This window comes from Streptomyces hygroscopicus (genome assembly GCF_026168105.1).
GTDB lineage: Bacteria > Actinomycetota > Actinomycetes > Streptomycetales > Streptomycetaceae > Streptomyces > Streptomyces hygroscopicus_D.
The window spans coordinates 26,381-46,114 of sequence record NZ_LBMW01000017.1; the positions used below are offsets into that span (position 1 = coordinate 26,381).

Consider the following 19,734-nt stretch of genomic DNA (forward strand, 5'->3'; position numbering starts at 1 on the left):
CGCTCAGGGCCCCACCGACTGACGTGGCGAGGCCCCCAGGTGGGTGCGGACGCTCTTGACCATCATGGTCATCTCGTAGCCGAGCACTGCCACATCCGCGTCGCGCCCGGCGAGCACCGCCAGGAGGGCACCCCGCCCGGCCGCGGAGACGAAGAGCAGCGAGTTGCTGAGTTCGGTCACGATCTGCTGCACATCACCGCCGTCGTCGAACCGCTTGCCGGCACTGCGGGCCAGCGAGTAGAGCCCGCTGGACAGGGCAGCGAGGTGATCCGCCGCGTCCGTGTCCAGCCCGTCGGCGGCCATCACCAGACCGTCCGCGGACAACAGCAGGGCGCTGCGCGTGTGCGGTACACGCTGCACAAGGCCGTTCAACAGCCAGGAAAGGTCTTCGCTCACCACGATCGCGTACTTCTCCTCAATGATGTCTGAATGACGTGTAACTGCTACGGGGCCGGGTCCGGTCGGGTGTGCCCGCGGACCGACGTGGTGGTGTCGGTTTCCGTGGATGCGCCCTCCATGGGGTCTTCGGCTATGCCGGACTCCTCGGCCCGGCGGACGCCGGTCCGGAAGGCGGCCATGAGGCCCGGGTCGTGGTCGGCTTCCTCAGCCGTCACGTCCGTGGGGGAGGCCTCTCGCAACTCGGGGGCGAGATGTTCCTGACGGCGGCGCTTGGGCAGCGACGGGCGGCCGTCCTCCGCCGAGGGGGCCGCATCGGGAGCCGGGAGGTGCTCGGCCACCGGTGCGGGTGCCGCGGTCCGGGCAACGGGGATCTCCCGCGCCGGTGACTGCTCCGCCGCGGCCCGGGGGGCTGGGGGGGCGACGTCCGACGGCTGTTGCTGCGGTTCCGTCACCTCCTGCTGTTTGCCGAGCAGTTCGTGCGGCAGTACGACGACCGCCTGTGTGCCGCCGTAGACGTTGTTCTGCAGCCGTACGGCGATGCCGTGCCGCCGCGCCAGCGCGGAGACCACGTAGAGGCCGATCCGGCCGTCCTTGAGCAGCTCGCCCAGGGTGACCCTGTCGGGCGAGGTGAGCAGGGAGTTCATCTGGTTCCGCTGGGCGGAGTTCATGCCCAGGCCGCGGTCCTCGACCTCGATCGCCAGCCCGGCGGTGACGTGTTCGGCACGCAGCAGCACCTGGGTGTGGGGAGGCGAGAACACCGTGGCGTTCTCGACCAGTTCGGCCAGCAGGTGGACCACGTCGACAACCGCGTGCCCATTCACCGTCCCCTCCACCGGGGGGACCAGCTTGACCCGCGCATACTGCTCGATCTCGGCGGCCGCGGACCGCATCACATCGCTCATGCTGACCGGCTGGGTCCACAGCCGGTGGGAGACGGCGCCACCGAGCACGGCCAGGTTCTCGGCGTATCGCCGGATACGGGTGGCCAGATGGTCCACCCGGAACAGGCCCTTGAGCAGGTCCGGGTTCTCGACCTCGTTCTCCAGGTCGTCCAGCAGCCCGATCTCGCGGTGCACCAGGGACTCGAGTCTGCGGGCCATGTTGGCGAAGACCTCGAAGTGCTCGCCGCCGTGCGGCTGTGCCGCCGGCTCCTGGGCGGTCGCCTCGACGGTGCGCCGGGCGGACGCGATCTCGTCCCCGAGCCGTTCCAGCGTCTCCTCCGCCTGGTCCGGCAACGGGCTGTCCTGATGCCGCAGGCGCTCCGCCATCTCCTGGCTGCGCTCCAACTCCAGCCACAGCCGCGCCAGTTCGGCCTGGCCCCGGGCCGCGAAGCTGCTCACCTCGGCATAACGGCGCGCCAGTGCCCGCGCCTTCGCGACGGCGAAGAGCCCTGCGCCCGCGAGGATCCCGCAGACGACCAGCAGGGTGCCGATGAGCAGACCCCGCAGGACACCCGGGTCGGGGTGGCTCGCGCCCGTGGTGAACAGGAGAGCGGCGGCTCCGGCTCCCGCGGCCGCGACCAGCCCGGCAGGCAGCACCGCGAGAAGCACCAGGTGCCGCTCGACCTCCTTGCCATGCCCGGCCGCATGGATGTCCGGAACATGCCACACCTGGGGGTCCATTGCCCTCGTCTCCTCGGCGGCAGGTGCGGGCAGCATCGACGATTCCTGCATCACAGTCCCTGGTCGCAAATCAGCCAGCAGGCCAAAAGTGTGCGATGCACGTTACAGGTAACTGCACTCCGCGTCACGACCGGTTACCTAGTGGGTAATGATTTACCAGACTGCGCTACCCCTGGCGCAACCGCCCGTCGCATCGAGGACTCGTCTCGCCATGCCAACCGTCCAGGTGGAGCATGGAGGTGAACGACGAAGGAGGCCCGTCATGAAATCCGGAGCCTCGGATTACGACATGTGGTACTCGCACACGCCGTCCCAGGCCGAGGGCGAACGCGACGAGGTGAGCGAGCGCACGGCGATGGAGCAGCACCCGGACGTCCCCAGGACCGAACCGTCCCAGGCGGAGGGCGAGCGGAGCGACGACATCTAGCCCCATCCAGACCGTTGATCCGAACGCGGCGATCGCCCGTATCCCGTGATCCCGCGATCCCGTGATCCCGGATCGCCTGTGCCCGTGATCGCCCGCGCCCGTGATCGCCCGTGATCGCCTGGCAGGCAGGGAGCCGGGCCCGGCCGAGGGGACCGGCTCCCTGCCGTGTCCGGCTGTTCCGCCCGACGCGAATTGCCGGACACCGCCTAGACTCGGAAAGGTGGCCCGGCCCGGGTCCGGGCCGATCGGCCGGAGGGCGGTGGCCTTGGGTGTCGTACGTCGCTGTGAGCGCGCTGAGCCATCCCGGGCTGTTGCGGGACAAGAACGAGGACAGCCTGGTCGCGGGGCCGTGGACGCTGTGCGCGACCGTCACCGAGAATCCGCAGACTCTGGTGTTCCCGATGGGTACGCCGCTTGTCGTCGCGGTGGCCGACGGGCTCGGCGGGCATCCCGGCGGCGAGGAGGCCAGTGCGCTCGTCGTCCGGCGACTCGCGTCCATCGGGCCAGCGCTGAACAGTGAGGACACCGTCCGGGAGGCCGTCGAGTCCTGCAACCGGGCCGTCTACGCCGCCGCCGAGGCCAAGGGCGACGACGGTGACGAGCTCAGCGAGCTCATGACGATGGGAACCACGCTCGCCGGGGTCGTCGTACTGTCCGACTCGCTGCTGGTGTTCAACGTGGGCGACAGCCGGGTCCTCGCCGCGCCGCGCGAGGGGCCCCGGCTGCTGAGCACGGACGACAGCCCGCCGCTGCAACCGGGGCAGCGCACCACCTCGCTGGTGACGCAGTCCCTCGGCGGCACCCCGGGGTACCGCGCCGTCGTACCTCATGTGACCACCCAGCCGCTGTCGCCCGGTGACCGCTACCTCGTCTGCACCGACGGCCTGACCGATCCCGTGCCGGAGGACGCCGTCGCCGCCGTGCTGCGGGAGCACGACGACGGCCGGGCCGCCTTCGAGCTGTGGAAGGCCGCCATCGCCGAGGGCGGGCCCGACAACATCACTCTGGCCCTCGTACGCGTCGCCGAGGCCTGAGGGCAATGCCGTTGCTTTACGGGATTGCCCTTAGGCGGGCTTCGCGTCGGATTCGGCAAGCACCAGCCGGGACGTCTCTCCCGGCTCGATGCGGACCGCACGGTCCGGCAGCCGGAGCTCGATGGGGGAACGATCCGAGGAGGGCACCTCGATCGCCAGACGGCCGCGCTCCAGCCGCAACCTCACGCCCCAGTGGCCCTGGTAGCGGATGGAGAACCCGTACGAGGACAGCTCCGGCAGCGGCACGGGGTCCAGCCACAGCGCTCCCTCACGGGTCTCGAGTCCGGTCAGTCCGCGCTGGACGAGGTCGAGGGTGCCCCCCATGGCGCCGAGGTGGATGCCCTCGCCCGTGGTGCCGCCCTGCACATCGGCGATGTCGCCCCGCAGGGCTTCCTGGCAGAACTCCCACGCCTCGGCGCGCCGGGCCCGGGCCAGGACCCAGCCGTGGACCAGGCCGCTGAGGGTGGACCCGTGGCTGGTGCGGGACAGGTAGTAGTCCACGGTCCGCCGCCAGGTGTCCTCGTCCAGTCGCAGGCCCAACCTGCCGAAGACGCGCTGGAGTTCGGACGGCGAGAAGAGGTAACCGAGCATCAGGACGTCGGCCTGCTTGGACGCCTGGTAACGGTTGACCGTGTCCCCCTCCGCCTCCAGGATCCGGTCGAGGCGCCGGATGTCGCCGTAGCGCCTGCGGTAGCCGTCCCAGTCGAGCCCCACCAGGTCGCCGTAGCCGTCGAACTGGCTGATGACCTCGTCGTGGAAAGGGACGTGGAGCGTGCGGGAGACGTCCTCCCACTGTTCCAGTTCGGCGCTCTCAAGGCCGGTGCGCTCGACGAGTTCACGCCGACGGGGTTCGGGCAGGGCGTCCAGCACCTCCAGGGTGCGGGTGAGCACCCATGCGGCGGTGACATTGGTGTAGGCGTTGTCGTCGAGGCCGGGCTCCGGCGCGCCGGGGTAGGCGTCGTGGTACTCGTCGGGGCCGACCACACCCCGGATGCGGTGCCGCCCGATGCGCTCGTCGTAGATCGCCGAGTCCGCCCAGAAGCGGGCGATCTGCAACAGCATCTCGGCGCCCTTGGTGTGCAGGAACTCGGCGTCGCCGCTGGCCTCGCAGTACTGCCACACGTTGTACGCGACGGCCGAGCCGACGTGCCGCTGGAGACGGGAGTGATCGGGCAGCCATCGCCCGGAACGCGGGTTGAGGTGCAGCTCCTGGGTCTCCTCGCGCCCGTCGCTTCCGCTCTGCCAGGGGTACAGCGCTCCTCTCCGGCCGATGGCCCGCGCCGCGGCGCGGGCACGGTCGAGGCGCCGGTGGCGGTAGTGCAGCAGGGCGCGGGACACCTCGGGGAAGTGCAGATTGAGGTACGGCAGCACGAACAGCTCGTCCCAGAAGACATGGCCGCGGTACGCCTCCCCGTGCAGGCCGCGGGCGGGCACGCCCACGTCGAGGTCGGCGGTGTGCGGCGAGAGGGTCTGCAGTACGTGGAAGAGGTGCAGCCGCAGGACTTCCCCGGCCTTGCCGGAGACGTCGAGCCGGGCCCGCCGCCACAGCTGGCCCCAGGCCGTGAGATGGGTCGCGAGCAGTTCGTCGAAGCCGGGTGCCGCGCCCACCCGGTCGACCGCGGCGCGCAACGGGTCGCTGATGGCCGGGTCACGGGAGGTGTGCAGGGCGATGGTCTTGTCGACGGTGACCGTCCGTCCGGGCGTCAGGTCGAGGCGCACCCGCTGGACGGCTCGGGGGTGGACGTGCAGGGTGGAGATCCGCGCGCCGACGGTCAGACGGGCCGCCAGGCCGACCCGGATGTCGGAGGTATGGGTCCGGCAGCGCAGCCACACCGTGTCGGGGGCGGCCGTACCGGTGTGCGTATGGACCAGATGACGGCCGTCCAGGTCTCGGTAGCGCGCCACACCCGCGTTGGTGACCCCGCCGTCGAGCGCGGCCTCGACCTCCAGCTGTCCGGCGAAGCCCTCGGCCGTGAACTCGGTGCGCAGGGCGGCGAGATGGGGGTCGGCCATGTGCGCGAGGCGCTGCTGCCGTACGGACAGCGCACGGCCGTCGCCGAGCCCGTACCGCGTCCGGCGTTCCAGCACCCCCGAGGAGAGGTGGAGGACCTGATGGTGGTCGAGGACGGTTCCCGTGTCCGGGGTGAGCCAAGGCCGACCGGCGAGGCGGAAGCGCAGCGGAAGCCAGTTCGGCAGGTTGACCATGTCCTCGTTCTCGACCTGGCGTCCCGCCACCTGTGAGGTGAGCCGGTCGTAGCAGCCGGCCACATAGGTGCCCGGGTAGTGCACGCCGTCCGCGGTGCACTCGGGGAGCGCCCCCCGGGTGGCGAAGTAGCCGTTGCCCAGCGTGCACAGGGACTCCCTCAGGCGTTCGCCCGCGGGGTCGTAGCCCTCGTACTGCCAGGTCCAGCCTGCCACTGCGACGTTCCTCCCACGAGCGTCCGCGAGGTCACGTACGACGGTGCAGGCAGGCACCGTCCTGCACCAGTTTCGCCGCTGAAGCGGTCACATCCGCTGAGGCACGACCGCGACCGGGCAATCGGCGTGGTGCAGCAGCGTGTGACTCACCCGGCCGAGCCGGGAGCCGAAGTGACCCTGCCGTCGTCGCGCTCCTGTGACGACGAGATCCGCGGCGGCCGAACGCTTCAGCAGCACCGCATGGGCAGGTCCTTCGGCCGTGGCGGAGCGCACCCGCACCCCGGGGTGGTCCGCCATCACGGCCCCGAGCAGGGCGTCGAGCAGATCGGACGCCTGCTGCTCGTGATTGCGTGCCGATTCCCCCGCCGACAGGCGATGGCCGGTGGTCTCGTGGGCGGGACGGCGCCAGGCCCGTACGACGTCCAGGACGCACCCGCGCGCCTCGGCCTCGCGGAAGGCGAACCGCACGGCCTCGCCACTCGTGTCGGGCTCCCCGGCGCCGAGCAGGATCCGATCGTGCGTCCCGGCCAGTCCGGCCTTGTCACCCCGGACCACGATCACCGGGCAGTGGGCCCGAGCGGCCACGGCCAGGCCCACCGAGCCGAGGAGCAGCCCCTTGATCTCGCCGCGGCCCCGGGACCCGGTCAACAGGGCGGAGGCGTTGTTGCCCTCGCGCAGCAGAGCCGACACCGCGTCCTCGGGCAGCACATCGCCGGTCACCTTCACCTCCGGGTTCCGCCGCCGTGCGCGCTCGGTCGCCGATCCGACGACGTTCTCCGCCATCACTTTCTCGGCCGGGCGGTAGAGGCCGCTCGACGCTGTGGCGCCCTCGTACCGTTCCCACAGGGAGGCGTACACCAGCCGGAGGGGAAGACCGTGCCGGGCGGCTTCGTCCGTCGCCCAGTCGACCGCAGCGAGGCTCGAGTCCGATCCGTCGACGCCCACGACCAGGGGCAGCTCCGTCAGCTCCGTCATCCTTCCCACCTCCTTACCGCCTTTCACCGGCCTGCCAGGTCCTGCGGCGGCGGGCTACCACCACCCTCACATCCCCGGCCCGACGGCGGCAGGGGCGACCGGGCTCACATCGGGGGGACGTTCGGCCCATGCCGGCGGTGTGCACGACGTCCTCGTCATGCCTCGTCATGCCTCGTCATGCCTCGTCATGCCTCGTCATGCCTCGTCCTGCCTCGTCCCGCCTCACCGGTGTCGAGAGCCCGTGGAAGGGCCGAACGACCCCCTGTCAGGACCGGGCGACCCGTGGTACTCGAGCGGCCCCGCGTCCACTCTGGACACAGGAACCCCCGTCCCCTCGAAACAGGAACCCCGCCGCTCCGGAAACAGGACCCCTCACCGCCTGTCGGCCGCATCTGGCATCCCGAGGAGGAGACCGTGCCCAGCACCCCGTACGTCGTGAGCGACGTGATGACACGGGCCGTCGTCGCCGTCGGCCGTGACGCCCCCTTCAAGGACATCGCCCGGCTCATGGAACAGTGGAAGGTCAGCGCCCTGCCCGTGCTGGAGGGCGAGGGCCGCGTGATCGGCGTTGTCTCCGAAGCGGATCTGCTGCCCAAGGAGGAGTTCCGCGACAGCGATCCCGACCGCTTCACACAGCTCCATCGCCTGCCCGACCTGGCCAAGGCGGGCGCGCTCACCGCCGAGGAACTGATGACCTCACCGGCCGTCACCGTCCACCCCGGCAGCACCCTCGCCCAGGCTGCACGCATCATGGCCCAGCGCAGGATCAAGCGGCTTCCGGTCGTCAACGACGAGGGCATACTCGAAGGCATCATCAGCCGCGCCGATCTGCTCAAGGTGTTCCTGCGCCCGGACAACGAGATCGCGGACGAGATCCGGCGCGACATCGTCGACGTGCTCTTCCCCACCCCGGTGGAACCGATCCACATCATGGTCGCCGAGGGCGTCGTCACCCTGACCGGCAAGGTTCAGGACACCGATCGGATCCCCCTGACCGTCCGCCTGGTGCAGGGCATCGAGGGCGTGGTGGACGTCGACTGCCACCTCTGCGGGGAGTAGGCCTCAAGGCTGTCCCCCGGACTGGTCGATGCCCGGGACCCGCCGGGCCGGTCAGCCGATCGTCCGCCGCCACCGAGGGCCGACCTGCTCCCACTCCCGGTCCCACTCCCCCATGCGCCGCCGGTCGAGCCGTACGCGTACCAGCCGGCCGACGACCAGAACCCCGGCTGCGGCGCCGGTCCCGGCCAACGCGCCGACGAGCGACGCCTGCAGCCGTGCCTGAGCCTCGCCGGCCGGCTTGGAGACCAGCCGTCCCGCGCGATCCGTCCAGACGACCACCGATGTTCCCGCCCGCGCGCCGGGGGAGACCCTGGCCGACCCCGTGTGCGTCACACCGTCAGCGGTGGTCCAGCGCACGTTCGCCCAGGCGATGCCTTCCCGGTAGGCGGGCCTCGCCTGCGGGGTCTTCGCCGGGTCCTCGGTCAGCACCGCGTGCGCCGCGTACGAATGGGCGCGGAGCGCGGCGAGTCCCTGGTACTCCGCCCCGGCCGCCGCCTGCCCCGCGAACACCCCGGCCAGGAGGGCGAGGAGCCAGGTGACGAGGACGGTCCACGCCTCCACACCATCGCTGCGGCGCCGCAGCGGGTTGCGGCGCCACCGCCAGAACCACGGCTTCGTCGCCGACGTACTGCGTGTCGTCCCCATGACCGTCACCTTCTGCGCGGACTGCCGGCCTCCTCGGGCCACCCGCGGACGTCACGTAATGGTTCCGGCTCCCCACGGCCGTCGCGTGGTCTCCGCCAGGTCGGGGTCGAGTTCCGGGCGGCGAGGCGGGCCCATGAGCGCGCAGTCCACGTCCACGACGCCCTCGACGCCTCGCACCAGGCGCGTGGCGACCGGGACCAGCGTGGTGTCCCGAATGCGGCCGGAGAGCTTCACCACGCCATCCTGCACCTCCACCTGCACCGGCTCCAGTGGAGCCGGGAAGAGGCGGTCTACGATCTCGCGGCGGATCTCCTCCGCGATGTCCTCGTCGTCCCTCTCGAACACCTTGAGCAGGTCGGAACGGCTGACGATGCCCAGCAGCACGTCCTCGTCGCCGACCACGGGCAGCCGCTTGACCTTGGCGATGGCCATGATCCGCGCGGCCTGCGCGAGGGTCGCGTCCACGCGGACGGTGACGGCCGGAGCGGTCATCAGCTCCTCGGCGGTGACCGCGTCGGCCTTGGCGAGCTCGGACATCCGCTCCAGCCGCGTGCGCCGGTCGGCATGCACGTCCACGTCCCGCAGTTCCTCCTTGCGCAACAGGTCGGCCTCGGAGACCACGCCGACGACCCTGTTCCCCTGCTCCACGACGGGAAGCGCGCTGACCTTCCACTGCCGGACGGCCTTGACGATGTCCTTGAACGTGGCGTCACGCCGGAGCGCGACCACCCTGCCGGTCATGACGTCGCCGACAAGGTGCTGGGTGCTGTGCATGATGTCCTCCGCGGGGCTCAGCGGTTGGGAAGCCGGTTGCCGGCCACGCCGTGCAGTGACCGCTCGTCCGGCGGCAGACGGGAGTCGTCGAACCGGTGGGTGAGCCGGTCGACCACCACGACCACGCCGTCGATCTGCCTGGTCATGGAGACGGCGATCTCCGTCTCGCTCTTGCGTTCCAGCCGGCCGGCGAGGGTGACCACGCCTTCCACCACGGAGACGTCGACGGTCCCCGGCATCAGCCGCAGGGTGCGCACCAGCACTTCCTCGGTCACTTCGGCGCGGATCTCCGCGTCGGGCCGCAGGAAGACCTGGAGGAGGTCCCGGCGGGTGACGATGCCGACGAGCCGGTCCTCCTCGTCCAGCACGGGCAGCCGCTCCACGCGGCGCTGTGCCATGGTCCGGGCGGCTTCGGCGATGGTCTCGTCGGCGTGCACGGTGACGGGCGGTTCGGTCATCAGCTGACCGGCGCTGAGGGCGCTGGACTTCACGGCCTGCCTCCGGGCTCTGGGCGTCAGCCCGGTGAACCGGAAGCGGGGCTTGGGTTCGTCCGGGCCGTGCGGCTCCGACTGCCGGACGAGCAGATCCGTCTCGGAGATGACTCCGATGACCTTGTCGTCGTCGTCCACGACCGGCAGTCCGCTGATCCGGCGGTCCGCGAGCAGCCGCGCGACTTCCTTGAACGGAGTGCCGTACTCGGCGCAGATGACATCCGAGGTCATCACCGAGCCGACCTTGTTGTGCTTCATCGTCCGTTCCCTCCTCAGCGCAGTCGGCGCAGATACGGGTCCTGGTGCCTGCGCGGCAGCAGGCGTACGCGTGCGTCGAGCACGGTCACCCCGCCCGGTGTCGCAAGGACGGGGTTGAAGTCGGCCTCCGCCAGCTGCGGAAGGTCGCTGGCCATCCGGGACACCCGCAGGAGCAGCTGCTCCAGGTGCTCCAGGTCGACGGGCCCGGCACCGTGCGCACCGAACAGGAGCGGGGCGCAGCGCGGTGCCGTGATCAGGTCGTGCACGTCGTGGTCGGTGAGCGGGGCGAGCCGGGCGGCATGGTCGGCGAGCACCTCGGTCGCGGTCCCGCCCAGTCCGAAGAGCACGAGGGGGCCGAAGACCTCGTCCTGGACGACGCCGGCGAACAGCTCGGTGCCACGCGCGGCGAGCGGCTGCAGCACCACGCCCGTCAGGAGACCGCCGAACCGCGTCTCGAAGTCCCGGAAGGCGGTGCGTACCTGTGCGTCGCCCTGGAGGTCGAGGTGGACGGCGTGCTGCTCGCTCTTGTGCAGCAGGCCCGGCCAGTGGGCCTTCATGACGACCCGGCCGTCGGGACCGCGCAGTCGACCGGCCGCGATGACGGCGTCGTTCTCGGTCTCGGCCCAGGCCCAGGGGAGCTGCGGGATGCCGTAGCAGGCCAGCAGGTCGGCGCAGGCGCGCGGTTCGAGCCAGCCGCCGTCCGGATGGGCGGCAAGATATGCCTCGGCGGTCTCGTGGGCGCGCCCCGTGTCGACTCCGTCGAGGTCCGGGACCGTGCCCGGGGGCCGGCCGAGCCAGGCGGCGCGACGGGCCGCGTGGGCCAGCGCCCGCGCCGCCGCCTGCGGGTCGGCGTACGAAGGAATGGATTCCCCGTGGATCGCGGGCAGCAGCTTCACCGGCAGATCCTGCTCGAGGCGTACGGCGACGACCGGTCGTGCCCGGTGTGCGGGGCCGCCGGTGAGGGCCCGGATCAGGTCGTCGCCGGTCGCCATGGCGACTGCCGTGGGGACCAGGGCGACCAGTACGGCGTCGATGCCCGGGTGCCGTACGAGCCGGTCCAGGCAGTCCCGGAGCTGGTCCTCGGAGACGGCGGCGGTGGTGTCGACGGGGTTCCCCGCCGCGGCACCGTCGGGCAGCACGGTGAGCAGGTCGTCGATCACCTCGGGGGTGAGCCGCGGCAGGACGAGGCCTGCCTCCACACAGGCGTCGGCGGCCAGGACCCCGACACCACCCGCGTTGGCGACGACGGCGACGCGCGTACCGGCCGGGAGCGGCTGGGAGTGCATGAGGGCGGCGGTTTCCAGGAGTTCGCCGATCGAGCGGGTGGCCGTGATGCCCGCCTGGGTGAACAGCGCCTGCCGGGTCATGGTGCGGGTGGCGGCCGCCGCAGTGTGCGAGGCGGCGGCGCGGCGGCCTGCCTCGGTGCGGCCGGCGTCCACGGTCAGCACGGGCATGCGGCGGGTCACCCGCCGGGCGGTGCGGGAGAAGGCGCGCGGGCTGCCGAAGGACTCCAGGTGCAGCAGGGCCAGGTCGGTGCGGCCGTCGCTCTCCCACCACTGGAGCATGTCGTTGCCGCTGACGTCGTACTTGTCACCGAGGGACGCGAACGACGAGACACCTATGCCGAGCCGGGACAGCCCCTCGAGCAGGGCGATCCCCACCCCGCCGGACTGCACGGCGACACCCGCCGTACCGGGGCGCGGGTGGTCGGCGGCGAAGGTGGCGTCCAGGCGCAGGCCGGGGTCGGTGTTGGAGATGCCGAGGCAGTTGGGCCCGACGAGCCGCATGCCGTAGGCGCGGCACGCGGTCATCAGGGCCTGGGCCTGGAGACGGTCGAGGCCCGCGGTGACGACGAGTAGTGCCCTTACGCCCGCCTTGCCGCACTCCTCGGCGACGGCCGGAACCGCCGCGGCGCGCACGGCGATGACCACGAGGTCGGGCGTCCTGGGCAGGGCGCTCACCGAGGGATGGCAGGGCACGCCCAGGACCGCCGTGGCGCTGGGGTTCACCGCGAAAACGCGACGGGTGAAGCCTCCCGCGTGCAGGTGGTGCAGGATGGCCCGCCCCACCGATCCCGGCCTGCGTCCCGCGCCGACGACGGCGACCACGTCCGGCTTCAGCAGCGGCTCGAGGCTGGCCACGTCGGCGGCCCGGCCGCGTGCCTCCACCGCCGAGAGGTAGGTGTCGTCCTCGTCGAGCGCGATGGTGCACCGGACCTCGGGACCCTCGAAGTGGCGCGCGGTGTGCAGGCCGAGGTCGGCGAAGAGCCGGAGCACATCGAGGTTCTCGCTCAACGCGTCGGCCGTGAACGTGGTGATCCCCTCCGCGCGTGCCGCCGAGACCAGATGCTCGACGAGGAGGGTGCCGACGCCGCGGTGGTGCACTCCCTCGGCGACCGCGAGGGAGATCTCGGCCGCGTCCTTGCCGCCTCCGGTGTCGTACTCGGCCACGCCCAGCACCTGGCCCTTGGCCTCGGCCAGCAGAGCCCGGTGGCCGGGACGCGCTGGGACGCACGCCCGGTCGGTGGCCATGGCCGCGGAGCTCGGGCTCACCGCGAAGAACCGCAGTCGGAGGTTCTCCGGCGACATGTTCCCGTAGAACCGCTCCAACCGCTCGTGATCGTCCGGTTCCACCGGACGGATGCGCACGGTGGTGCCGTCCGCGAGCAAGGCGTGGACGAAGGGGCGGCTGAGCATGTCGTTGGTCATCACGGGTCCTCCATGCGTCTCGACACCTCGAGCATCCAGCGCATCCCGGGGCGATCCCATGGGCTGTCCGGGGTGAGGTGGGGGCCGTTCGGCCCTGAAAACGGGCCGCGCCCCCCGCTCGGCGTCCTCGGATGCGCGGTGGTGGCGTCCCGGTGGCCGACGCTGGGAATGAGTGACTCCGTAAGTCGTCGGCGCAGGCCGGCGTAGGGCATCGCGTGGATGGAGGCGGTATGGCCGGCAAAAAGGCGGCGGCGCTGCCGCGCGAGGCCTACGAGCGGGAACTGCTGCGCCTGCAGACGGAGTTGGTGAAGCTCCAGGAGTGGGTGCGGGCGGAGGGAGCCAGGCTGGTCGTCGTCTTCGAGGGACGCGACGCGGCGGGCAAGGGCGGCACGATCAAGCGGGTCGCCGAGCACCTCAACCCACGGGTGGCGCGGATCGCGGCACTCCCCAAGCCGACCGAACGTGAGCGCACCCAGTGGTACTTCCAGCGGTATGTGGAGCATCTGCCGGCGGCGGGGGAGATCGTGCTGTTCGACCGCAGCTGGTACAACCGAGCCGGGGTCGAGCACGTGATGGGCTTCTGCACGAAGGAGGAGCACCAGCTCTTCCTGCGCCAGTGCCCGATCTTCGAACGGATGCTCGTGGAGGACGGGATCCTGCTGCGCAAGTACTGGTTCTCGGTGAGCGACGCCGTGCAGCAGGAGCGGTTCCGGCACCGGCTGGCGGACCCGGTACGGCGCTGGAAGCTCTCGCCCATGGACCTGGAGTCGATCACCCGCTGGGAGGCGTACTCCCGCGCCAAGGACGAGATGATGGTGCACACGGACATCGCCGAGGCGCCCTGGTACGTCGTCGAGAGCGACGACAAGCGCCGTGCCCGGCTCAACATGATCGCCCATCTGCTGGGTTCGGTCCCCTACCACGAGATGCCGCCTGTGGTGCTGGAGCTGCCGGAGCGACCGCGGTCCACCGGCTACGAACGCCCGCCGCGCGATCTGCAGACCTATGTGCCCGATCACGCCGCGAACCTCTGACCGGCTCGCCGCCCCGCTCACGCCGGGCGGCGATGTGTCCGCGGCGGATCAGCCCTGCGGTACGGCGGATCAGCCGTGCGGTACGACGGATCAGCCGTGCGGTACGACGGCGACAGGGGCCGTCGCGTGGTGCATGACGGCGTGCGCGACGGGGCCGATGCGCGTACCGAACGCGCTGTCCCGGGTCCGTCGGCCGACGACGACCAGCGAGGCCTCGCGGGAGGCGTCGACGAGGAGGTCGGCGGCGCTGCCGTATCGGGACTCCTCGACCACCTCGACGGCCGGGTACTTGTCCCGCCACGGGCGCAGCACCTCGGCCAGTGCCCCCGCCCGCTTCCCCGCCTGTTCGCTCTGGACGTCGAGGCCGACGGAGAACCCGTACGCGTAGTACGGCCGCAGGCTCCAGCCGTGCACGACGCGCAGCGGGGCGGCACGGCCGGCGGCCGTGTCGAAGGCGAACTCGATCAACGAGTCGTCCGGGCTCCCGATGTCCAGGCCGAGCACGACGGGCCGGAACGGCGCGGCGGCGGACGGGATGCCCGCGGGGTCCATCTCGTGCTCGTCGGCTGCCTGTTCCAGTGCACGGACCAGGACGACCGGCTGCCCGGCGTGCGCCACGACGGACAGGGAGACCGAGCCGACCAGGAACCCGCCGATCCCGCTGAGGGCCCGGGAACCCAGAACCAGCAGCACGGAATCCTCAGCCGCCTCCCTCAGCACCTCGCTCGGCCGGCCGGTGCGCTGCTGAACGGTGATCTCGACCCCGGGGTGGCGTCGCCGGAGCCCCTCGGCGGACTCGCGGGGAATCCTCTCGGTCCAGTGCTGGTGCGTCTCGGGACCGAGCAGCGGGGCCTGCGCGATGGGTTCCGGTACGGGCTCCCAGACATGGACCACCTTCAACGGCAGGCCACGCAGTTCCGCCTCACGGGCCGCCCATTCGGCGGCGGCCCGGCTCTCGGACGAGCCGTCGAGGCCGACGGTGACGGTACGGAGCATGATCTCCACCTCCTGGACCGGGGGATCCGTATCCAGCGTCGTCTCCGGATGGTGCTGGACACAGGGGCTGCTGGTCCCGGGCCGGGAGCCGACCGGCCCCGAAGGGCGCCGGGATGGTGCCGGTCGGCCGGCCCTTGGGCCGGGTGGCCCATGGTCCTGACCGGAGCGCGGGGACACGCTGGAAGCATCCCGTCAGCCCGCTGCCCGGAGGCCGTGATGAACGCTCCCCCGACGACCCGCATGCGCCGCGCCCTGCCCAGCGGGCACCGAGAGCGGCTGATGCGCGCAGCCCGCGAGGTCTCCTTCCTGCAGGGAACCCGCCTGTTCGAGGAGGGCGGGCGCGCCGACCGGTTCTGGATCATCCGAAGCGGCACGGTCGATCTCGACCTGCATGTGCCCGGCCGTCGTGCCGTCGTGATCGAGACCCTCGGTCCCGACGAGCTCATCGGCTGGTCCTGGCTGTTCGCCCCGCACACCTGGCACATGGGCGCCGAGGCGACGAGCCCGGTGCGAGCGTACGAGTTCGACGCCGCAGAGGTCCGCGCGTTGTGCCAGGAGGATCCGGTGCTCGGTCTGGGTATCGCCGAGTGGGTGGGAGGCATCCTCGCCCACCGCCTGCGCTCGGCCCGCACGCGGCTGCTCGACCTGTACGCCCCGTACGGCAGCGGCAGCCTCCGCTGACACCACTGTCACCACCCCTCCACCGAAGGAACCGTCATGTACGGCACCCCGCACATCGTCAGCGATGTGATGACCCAGACGGTCGCCGCCATCGGACGCCGCGCGACCTTCAAGGAGATCGTGCGGATGATGCAGGAGTGGGAGGTCAGCGCCCTGCCCGTGCTGGAGGGTGAAGGCCGCGTCGTCGGCGTCGTGTCGGAGGCCGACCTCCTGCCCAAGGAGGAGCTTCGTGACAGTGATCCCGACGCGTACACCCGGCTGCCCGGCCTCTCCGGTCTGGCGAAGGCCCACGCCGTGACGGCCGAGGAGTTGATGACCTCCCCCGCTCTCACCACCCGCCCGGACGCGACGCTCGCGCAGGCGGCGAAGATCATGGCGCGCGCGGGGGTCAAACGGCTCCCCGTCGTCGACGATCTGGGCATGCTGCAGGGCGTCGTCAGCCGCTCGGACCTGCTCAAGGTGTTCCTGCGAAACGACGAGGACATCGCGGAGGAGGTACGGCGCGAGGTGGTGTCGTATCTCTCCCCCTCGGCCGCTCTCTCCCCCTCGTCCGCTCTCTCCCCCTCGTCTGCGCCGGCCCTGTGCATCGACGTCGAGGACGGGATCGTCACGCTCCGCGGCCACATCCGGGACAGCTCCCTGGTACCTGTGGCCGCGCGTCTGGTCCGGGCCGTCGAGGGAGTGGTGGACGTGAGGTTCGATCTCGCGGCACCGCAGTCCGCCGCCGAGCCTCCAGCCGGAGGCGACACCACCTCGGCCCCTGCGGGGAGCAGTGGGGCCGGTCGGCCCTAGTGCGTCCGGTCGGGGCGGGCGACGATCTTCCTCAAGGACGGTCCCGGTCCGTCCTCCACCGGGGAACGAGCAGTCCGTCCTCCACCGCGGAACGAGAGGTCGTCATGACCGACGCACGTACCTTCAGCGAGCAGGATCCGATCCGGGTCTTCTTGCTGGACGACCACGAGGTCGTACGACGCGGCCTGGCCGACCTGCTGGATGCCGAACCCGACATCGTGGTGGTCGGCGACGCCGACACCGTCGAACACGCGCTCGTCCGGGGGCCTGCGGTACGGCCGCACGTGGCCGTCCTCGACGTGCGCCTCCCGGACGGCGACGGCATCGGCGTCTGCCGTGAGCTGCGCAGCCGGATGCCGGAGCTGGCGTGTCTGATGCTGACCTCCTTCGACGACGAGGAGGCACTGCTCGACGCGATCATGGCCGGGGCCGCGGGCTACGTGCTCAAGCAGATCAGGGGCTCCGACCTCGTCTCCGCGGTCCGCACCGTCGCCTCCGGCCAGTCCATGCTCGATCCCGCGACGACCGCACGGCTGATCCATTCGCTCCGGGCCGGCTCCGGCGAGCAGCCGGCCACGGCGCCCGAACTGGCGAGCCTGTCCCCGCGGGAACGGGAGATCCTCGCCCTGATCGGTGACGGGCTCACCAACCGCGAGATCGGCAAGCAGCTCTACCTGTCGGAGAAGACCGTCAAGAACCACATCTCACGGCTGCTCGCCAAGCTCGGCGTCCAGCGCCGTGTCCAGGCCGCGGTCCTCGCCTCCCACCTGGATGCGCCCGGATCCCACGACCGCTCCTGGCCGTGATCCCAGGCCGTCCGGGACGCACGGGGCAGGGGCTGCGCACCACGCCGGGCGGTCATCTCTGAGCCGAACGCATCGGAACGCTCCACCTCAGCCGTGTCCCGCCGCCCTCGTGGCGTTCGCACACCGTGAGCGTGCCGCCCAGGGCGACCGCCCGTTCCTCCAGGTTGCGCAGCCCGCTGCGCACGGCGTTCCGCGGCGTCCCACAGCCGTCGTCGGTCACCGTGAGCGTCAACTCGCCCTTGTCGCGCCGCAGGTGAACATCCGCGGACCGGGCTCCGGAGTGCCGGGCCACGTTGGTCAGGGCCTCGCCGAGGACCGCGATCACATGATCGGCCACCCCGTCCGGGACATCGGTGTCCACGAGCCCCTCGACCCGCAGCGCGGGGGTGAAGCCGAGCGGGGCCGCCGACGCCTTCACCGTCTCGGACACCCGTCTGCGCAGTCCGGCCTCCTCCTGCGCGCCCCCGTGCGTGCGCAGCCCGAAGATGGTGGACCGAATGATCTTGATCGTCTCGTCGAGGTCGTCGACGGTACGCGACAGCCGTTCGGCCGCCTCGGGGTGGTCGACGAAGCGCTGGGTGCTCTGCAGGGTCATGCCGGCCGCGAACAGCCGCTGGATCGCCAGGTCGTGCAGGTCCCGGGCGATCCGGTCGCGGTCCTGCAGCAGCGCGATCTGCTCCGCGTCCCGGCGCCGCGCCGCCAGCTCCATCGCCAGTGCGGCCTGCGCCGCGAACCCCAGAAGGGAACCGGCCTCGGTGTCCAGGAAGGGGGCGCGCCCCTGCGCACGGCCCAGCAGCAACACCCCGATGGACTTGCCGCCCGCGCTCAGCGGCACACCGACCACAGGCCCCAGCCCGGCCCACAGAGCGGAACCACGATCGATCCGGGGATCCTGCTGGATGTCCGGGCTGACCAGCGGTTCCGCCGTGCTCAAGGCGGCCGCCACGAATCCGTCCTGCCCGGGCATCGCCAGACCCCGGCGCCGCTGCGCCCCCAGTCCCACCGCGAACGGCGCCCGCAGGACGTCCTCCCCCGCCACCCGCTCGGCGATCATCCCCACATCCGCGGAGACGATCTCCCGCGCCTGCTCGACGGTCAGCTCCAGTACGTGCTCGCCGGGCGCACCCGACAACAGGGCGCTGGTGACCAGGGAGCTCGCCCTCAGCCAGCGCTCACGCAGCCGCGCCTCCTCGTACAGCCGGGCGTTCTCGATCGCGACGCCCGCAGCAACCGCCAGCGTCGAGAGCACGGCCTCGTCCTCGGCGTCGAACTCCGCGGCACCGCGCTTCTCCGTGAGATAGAGGTTCCCGAACACCTGGTCGCGCACCCGGATGGGCACGCCGAGGAAGGAGTGCATGGGAGGGTGGTGGGCGGGAAAGCCGTAGGAGGCCGGATGCTCGGAGATCTCGCCGAGGCGCAGCGGCTCCGGATGCCGGATCAGCTCCCCGAGGATGCCGTGCCCGCTGGGCAGTTCCCCGATCTCCGCGCGCCGCTCCTCGCTGATGCCGACGGTGAGGAACTCCGAGAGCATACGGTCCTCCCCGATGACGCCCAGGGCACCGTACTCGGCGTCCACCAGCACCACCGCCGCCTCCGCGATGCTCCGCAGCACGTGTGGCAGGTCGAGCTCCCGTCCGACCGACAGCACCGCCTCCAGAAGGCGGTGCACCCGCTCCTGCGTACCCCGTGCCGCGTCGATACGGGCCTGCAGCTCGTCCAGCAGCTCGTCCAGCCGCAACTTGGGCAGGTGCTGTTCCGGCCGTTCGCACCCATCGCCGCTCATCGCTTCCTCCGACCGGCCCACGCACACGAGGTGCAGCTCACCCACGCACACGAGGTGCAGCTCAATCGGCAGCTCTCCATTCCTCACGATAATGGGTGACGGGCCACGGCGCGGGACCGTGATCTGCGCCGGGCGGGGGTGCGGCGGCCGTCGTCCTGTCCGCGGTGTCGTCCCGGTCGAAGCCGAGTCGGTCGATGACGTCCACGACGCCGTCGACGCTCTCGCACAGCCGCACCGTCACCGGGACCAGGCTCTTGCGCTCCACCGTGCCGCTCAGCGTGACCCTGCCGTCGGTGACCTCGACGGTGAGCGCGGAGGGTGACAGTCCCAGCGTCCGCACGACGACGTCCTCGAGGATCTCCTCCTGGATCGCGTGGTCCCTGCGGAGGAACAACCGCACCAGGTCGCCGCGGCTGATCACGCCGATCAGCCGGCCGTCGCCGTCCACCACCGGAAGGCGCTTGACCTTCCGCTCCTCCATCGTCCGCGCGGCACGGACCGCGTTCCACTCCGGCTGCGCGACCACCGCGGGGCTCGTCATCAGGTCGCGGGCGCTGCTTCCGACGCCCACGGAGGTCTGCTTGCGCAGCAGGTCCGCCTCGGACACCACCCCGACGGGCCGGCCGTCGTCGTCGACCACCGGAACCGCGGTGATGTCGTACTCGTCGAGGAGGCGCGCGATCTCCTTGAACGTCGTGCCGGGACGCACGCTCACTGCGGTGGGCGTCATCAGATCGCCCACGCTGCGGTGCCTCATCGCTGGGCACCCCCTTCCTGTGGCCCTGGAACGGCCGAGGCCGACGACACCTCCAGTCCACCGCGCGCGCTGCCG

18 protein-coding genes are annotated in these 19,734 nt (G+C 71.5%); 7 read left to right on the forward strand and 11 right to left on the reverse strand.

What is annotated here, in order from left to right; all coding sequences use genetic code 11:
• Positions 1 to 3: 3 nt before the first annotated feature.
• Complete coding sequence (locus tag AAW14_RS17950; protein WP_265564872.1) at positions 4 to 399, reverse strand: roadblock/LC7 domain-containing protein; 396 nt, start codon at positions 397 to 399, stop codon at positions 4 to 6.
• A 44-nt stretch (positions 400 to 443) separates the two neighbouring features.
• Complete coding sequence (locus tag AAW14_RS17955) at positions 444 to 2,057, reverse strand: sensor histidine kinase (protein WP_265564873.1); 1,614 nt, start codon at positions 2,055 to 2,057, stop codon at positions 444 to 446.
• A 226-nt stretch (positions 2,058 to 2,283) separates the two neighbouring features.
• Here AAW14_RS17955 and AAW14_RS17960 point away from each other — a divergent pair, with 226 nt between their 5' ends.
• Together AAW14_RS17960 and AAW14_RS17965 are read left to right on the forward strand one after the other, a co-directional pair.
• Complete coding sequence (locus AAW14_RS17960; RefSeq protein WP_265564874.1) at positions 2,284 to 2,448, forward strand: hypothetical protein; 165 nt, start codon at positions 2,284 to 2,286, stop codon at positions 2,446 to 2,448.
• 269 nt (positions 2,449 to 2,717) lie between these two features.
• The gene (locus AAW14_RS17965) at positions 2,718 to 3,482 is read left to right on the forward strand and encodes a PP2C family protein-serine/threonine phosphatase (protein ID WP_265564875.1); all 765 of its coding nucleotides are present in this window, start codon (positions 2,718 to 2,720) and stop codon (positions 3,480 to 3,482) included.
• A gap of 30 nt (positions 3,483 to 3,512) precedes the next feature.
• On the opposite strand, the gene AAW14_RS17970 is transcribed toward AAW14_RS17965, so the two are convergent.
• Entirely contained in the window at positions 3,513 to 5,900 is a 2,388-nt protein-coding gene (locus AAW14_RS17970) for a glycoside hydrolase family 65 protein (protein WP_265564876.1), read from the reverse strand.
• 87 nt (positions 5,901 to 5,987) lie between these two features.
• Entirely contained in the window at positions 5,988 to 6,875 is an 888-nt protein-coding gene (locus tag AAW14_RS17975) for a universal stress protein (protein ID WP_265564877.1), read from the reverse strand.
• 447 nt (positions 6,876 to 7,322) lie between these two features.
• Here AAW14_RS17975 and AAW14_RS17980 point away from each other — a divergent pair, with 447 nt between their 5' ends.
• The gene (locus AAW14_RS17980) at positions 7,323 to 7,934 is read left to right on the forward strand and encodes a CBS domain-containing protein (protein WP_416223330.1); all 612 of its coding nucleotides are present in this window, start codon (positions 7,323 to 7,325) and stop codon (positions 7,932 to 7,934) included.
• 51 nt (positions 7,935 to 7,985) lie between these two features.
• On the opposite strand, the gene AAW14_RS17985 is transcribed toward AAW14_RS17980, so the two are convergent.
• The 4 genes from AAW14_RS17985 to AAW14_RS18000 are packed head-to-tail and all read right to left on the reverse strand — an operon-like array spanning position 7,986 to position 12,810.
• Entirely contained in the window at positions 7,986 to 8,579 is a 594-nt protein-coding gene (locus AAW14_RS17985; RefSeq protein ID WP_265564879.1) for a hypothetical protein, read from the reverse strand.
• 51 nt (positions 8,580 to 8,630) lie between these two features.
• Entirely contained in the window at positions 8,631 to 9,353 is a 723-nt protein-coding gene (locus AAW14_RS17990; RefSeq protein WP_265564880.1) for a CBS domain-containing protein, read from the reverse strand.
• A 17-nt stretch (positions 9,354 to 9,370) separates the two neighbouring features.
• Positions 9,371 to 10,102, reverse strand: a complete 732-nt coding sequence (locus AAW14_RS17995) for a CBS domain-containing protein (RefSeq protein ID WP_265564881.1) — start codon at positions 10,100 to 10,102, stop codon at positions 9,371 to 9,373.
• 14 nt (positions 10,103 to 10,116) lie between these two features.
• Positions 10,117 to 12,810, reverse strand: a complete 2,694-nt coding sequence (locus AAW14_RS18000) for a bifunctional GNAT family N-acetyltransferase/acetate--CoA ligase family protein (RefSeq protein WP_265564882.1) — start codon at positions 12,808 to 12,810, stop codon at positions 10,117 to 10,119.
• Positions 12,811 to 13,040: 230 nt separating this feature from the next.
• Between AAW14_RS18000 and ppk2 the strand changes: the two genes are divergently transcribed.
• Entirely contained in the window at positions 13,041 to 13,844 is an 804-nt protein-coding gene (gene ppk2, locus AAW14_RS18005; protein ID WP_265564883.1) for a polyphosphate kinase 2, read from the forward strand.
• A 90-nt stretch (positions 13,845 to 13,934) separates the two neighbouring features.
• On the opposite strand, the gene AAW14_RS18010 is transcribed toward ppk2, so the two are convergent.
• Entirely contained in the window at positions 13,935 to 14,840 is a 906-nt protein-coding gene (locus AAW14_RS18010) for a universal stress protein (protein ID WP_265564884.1), read from the reverse strand.
• 216 nt (positions 14,841 to 15,056) lie between these two features.
• Here AAW14_RS18010 and AAW14_RS18015 point away from each other — a divergent pair, with 216 nt between their 5' ends.
• The 3 genes from AAW14_RS18015 (at position 15,057) to AAW14_RS18025 (ending at position 17,119) form a co-directional block, all read left to right on the forward strand.
• Positions 15,057 to 15,521 (forward strand): cyclic nucleotide-binding domain-containing protein, encoded by a 465-nt coding sequence (locus AAW14_RS18015; RefSeq protein ID WP_265564885.1) that lies wholly within the window; start codon positions 15,057 to 15,059, stop codon positions 15,519 to 15,521.
• Positions 15,522 to 15,557: 36 nt separating this feature from the next.
• A complete protein-coding gene (locus AAW14_RS18020; protein WP_265564886.1) occupies positions 15,558 to 16,313 on the forward strand; it encodes a CBS domain-containing protein in 756 nt (251 codons plus the stop codon).
• A 104-nt stretch (positions 16,314 to 16,417) separates the two neighbouring features.
• Positions 16,418 to 17,119, forward strand: coding sequence for a response regulator (locus tag AAW14_RS18025; protein WP_265564887.1), 702 nt, complete (start codon positions 16,418 to 16,420; stop codon positions 17,117 to 17,119).
• Positions 17,120 to 17,171: 52 nt separating this feature from the next.
• Here the strand turns inward: AAW14_RS18025 and AAW14_RS18030 are convergent, their stop codons facing one another.
• A complete protein-coding gene (locus tag AAW14_RS18030; protein ID WP_265564888.1) occupies positions 17,172 to 18,902 on the reverse strand; it encodes a GAF domain-containing sensor histidine kinase in 1,731 nt (576 codons plus the stop codon).
• 61 nt (positions 18,903 to 18,963) lie between these two features.
• Positions 18,964 to 19,659 carry a CBS domain-containing protein gene (locus AAW14_RS18035; RefSeq protein ID WP_265564889.1) on the reverse strand — a complete coding sequence of 232 codons (696 nt, stop codon included), beginning with the start codon at positions 19,657 to 19,659 and terminating at the stop codon, positions 18,964 to 18,966.
• Positions 19,660 to 19,734 lie beyond the last annotated feature (75 nt).

Excerpts from the sequence above, each read along its gene's own strand:
- AAW14_RS18030 (WP_265564888.1), bottom strand. The coding sequence starts at position 18,902 with ATGAGCGGCGATGGGTGCGAACGGCCGGAACAGCACCTGCCCAAGTTG.
- AAW14_RS18000 (WP_265564882.1), bottom strand. The coding sequence starts at position 12,810 with ATGACCAACGACATGCTCAGCCGCCCCTTCGTCCACGCCTTGCTCGCG.
- AAW14_RS17985 (WP_265564879.1), bottom strand. The coding sequence starts at position 8,579 with ATGGGGACGACACGCAGTACGTCGGCGACGAAGCCGTGGTTCTGGCGG.
- AAW14_RS17960 (WP_265564874.1), top strand. The coding sequence starts at position 2,284 with ATGAAATCCGGAGCCTCGGATTACGACATGTGGTACTCGCACACGCCG.
- ppk2 (WP_265564883.1), top strand. The coding sequence starts at position 13,041 with ATGGCCGGCAAAAAGGCGGCGGCGCTGCCGCGCGAGGCCTACGAGCGG.
- AAW14_RS17980 (WP_416223330.1), top strand. The coding sequence starts at position 7,323 with ATGACACGGGCCGTCGTCGCCGTCGGCCGTGACGCCCCCTTCAAGGAC.
- AAW14_RS18035 (WP_265564889.1), bottom strand. The coding sequence starts at position 19,659 with ATGAGGCACCGCAGCGTGGGCGATCTGATGACGCCCACCGCAGTGAGC.
- AAW14_RS18025 (WP_265564887.1), top strand. The coding sequence starts at position 16,418 with ATGACCGACGCACGTACCTTCAGCGAGCAGGATCCGATCCGGGTCTTC.
- AAW14_RS18020 (WP_265564886.1), top strand. The coding sequence starts at position 15,558 with ATGTACGGCACCCCGCACATCGTCAGCGATGTGATGACCCAGACGGTC.
- AAW14_RS17995 (WP_265564881.1), bottom strand. The coding sequence starts at position 10,102 with ATGAAGCACAACAAGGTCGGCTCGGTGATGACCTCGGATGTCATCTGC.
- AAW14_RS18010 (WP_265564884.1), bottom strand. The coding sequence starts at position 14,840 with ATGCTCCGTACCGTCACCGTCGGCCTCGACGGCTCGTCCGAGAGCCGG.
- AAW14_RS17990 (WP_265564880.1), bottom strand. The coding sequence starts at position 9,353 with ATGCACAGCACCCAGCACCTTGTCGGCGACGTCATGACCGGCAGGGTG.
- AAW14_RS17955 (WP_265564873.1), bottom strand. The coding sequence starts at position 2,057 with ATGCTGCCCGCACCTGCCGCCGAGGAGACGAGGGCAATGGACCCCCAG.
- AAW14_RS18015 (WP_265564885.1), top strand. The coding sequence starts at position 15,057 with ATGAACGCTCCCCCGACGACCCGCATGCGCCGCGCCCTGCCCAGCGGG.
- AAW14_RS17975 (WP_265564877.1), bottom strand. The coding sequence starts at position 6,875 with ATGACGGAGCTGACGGAGCTGCCCCTGGTCGTGGGCGTCGACGGATCG.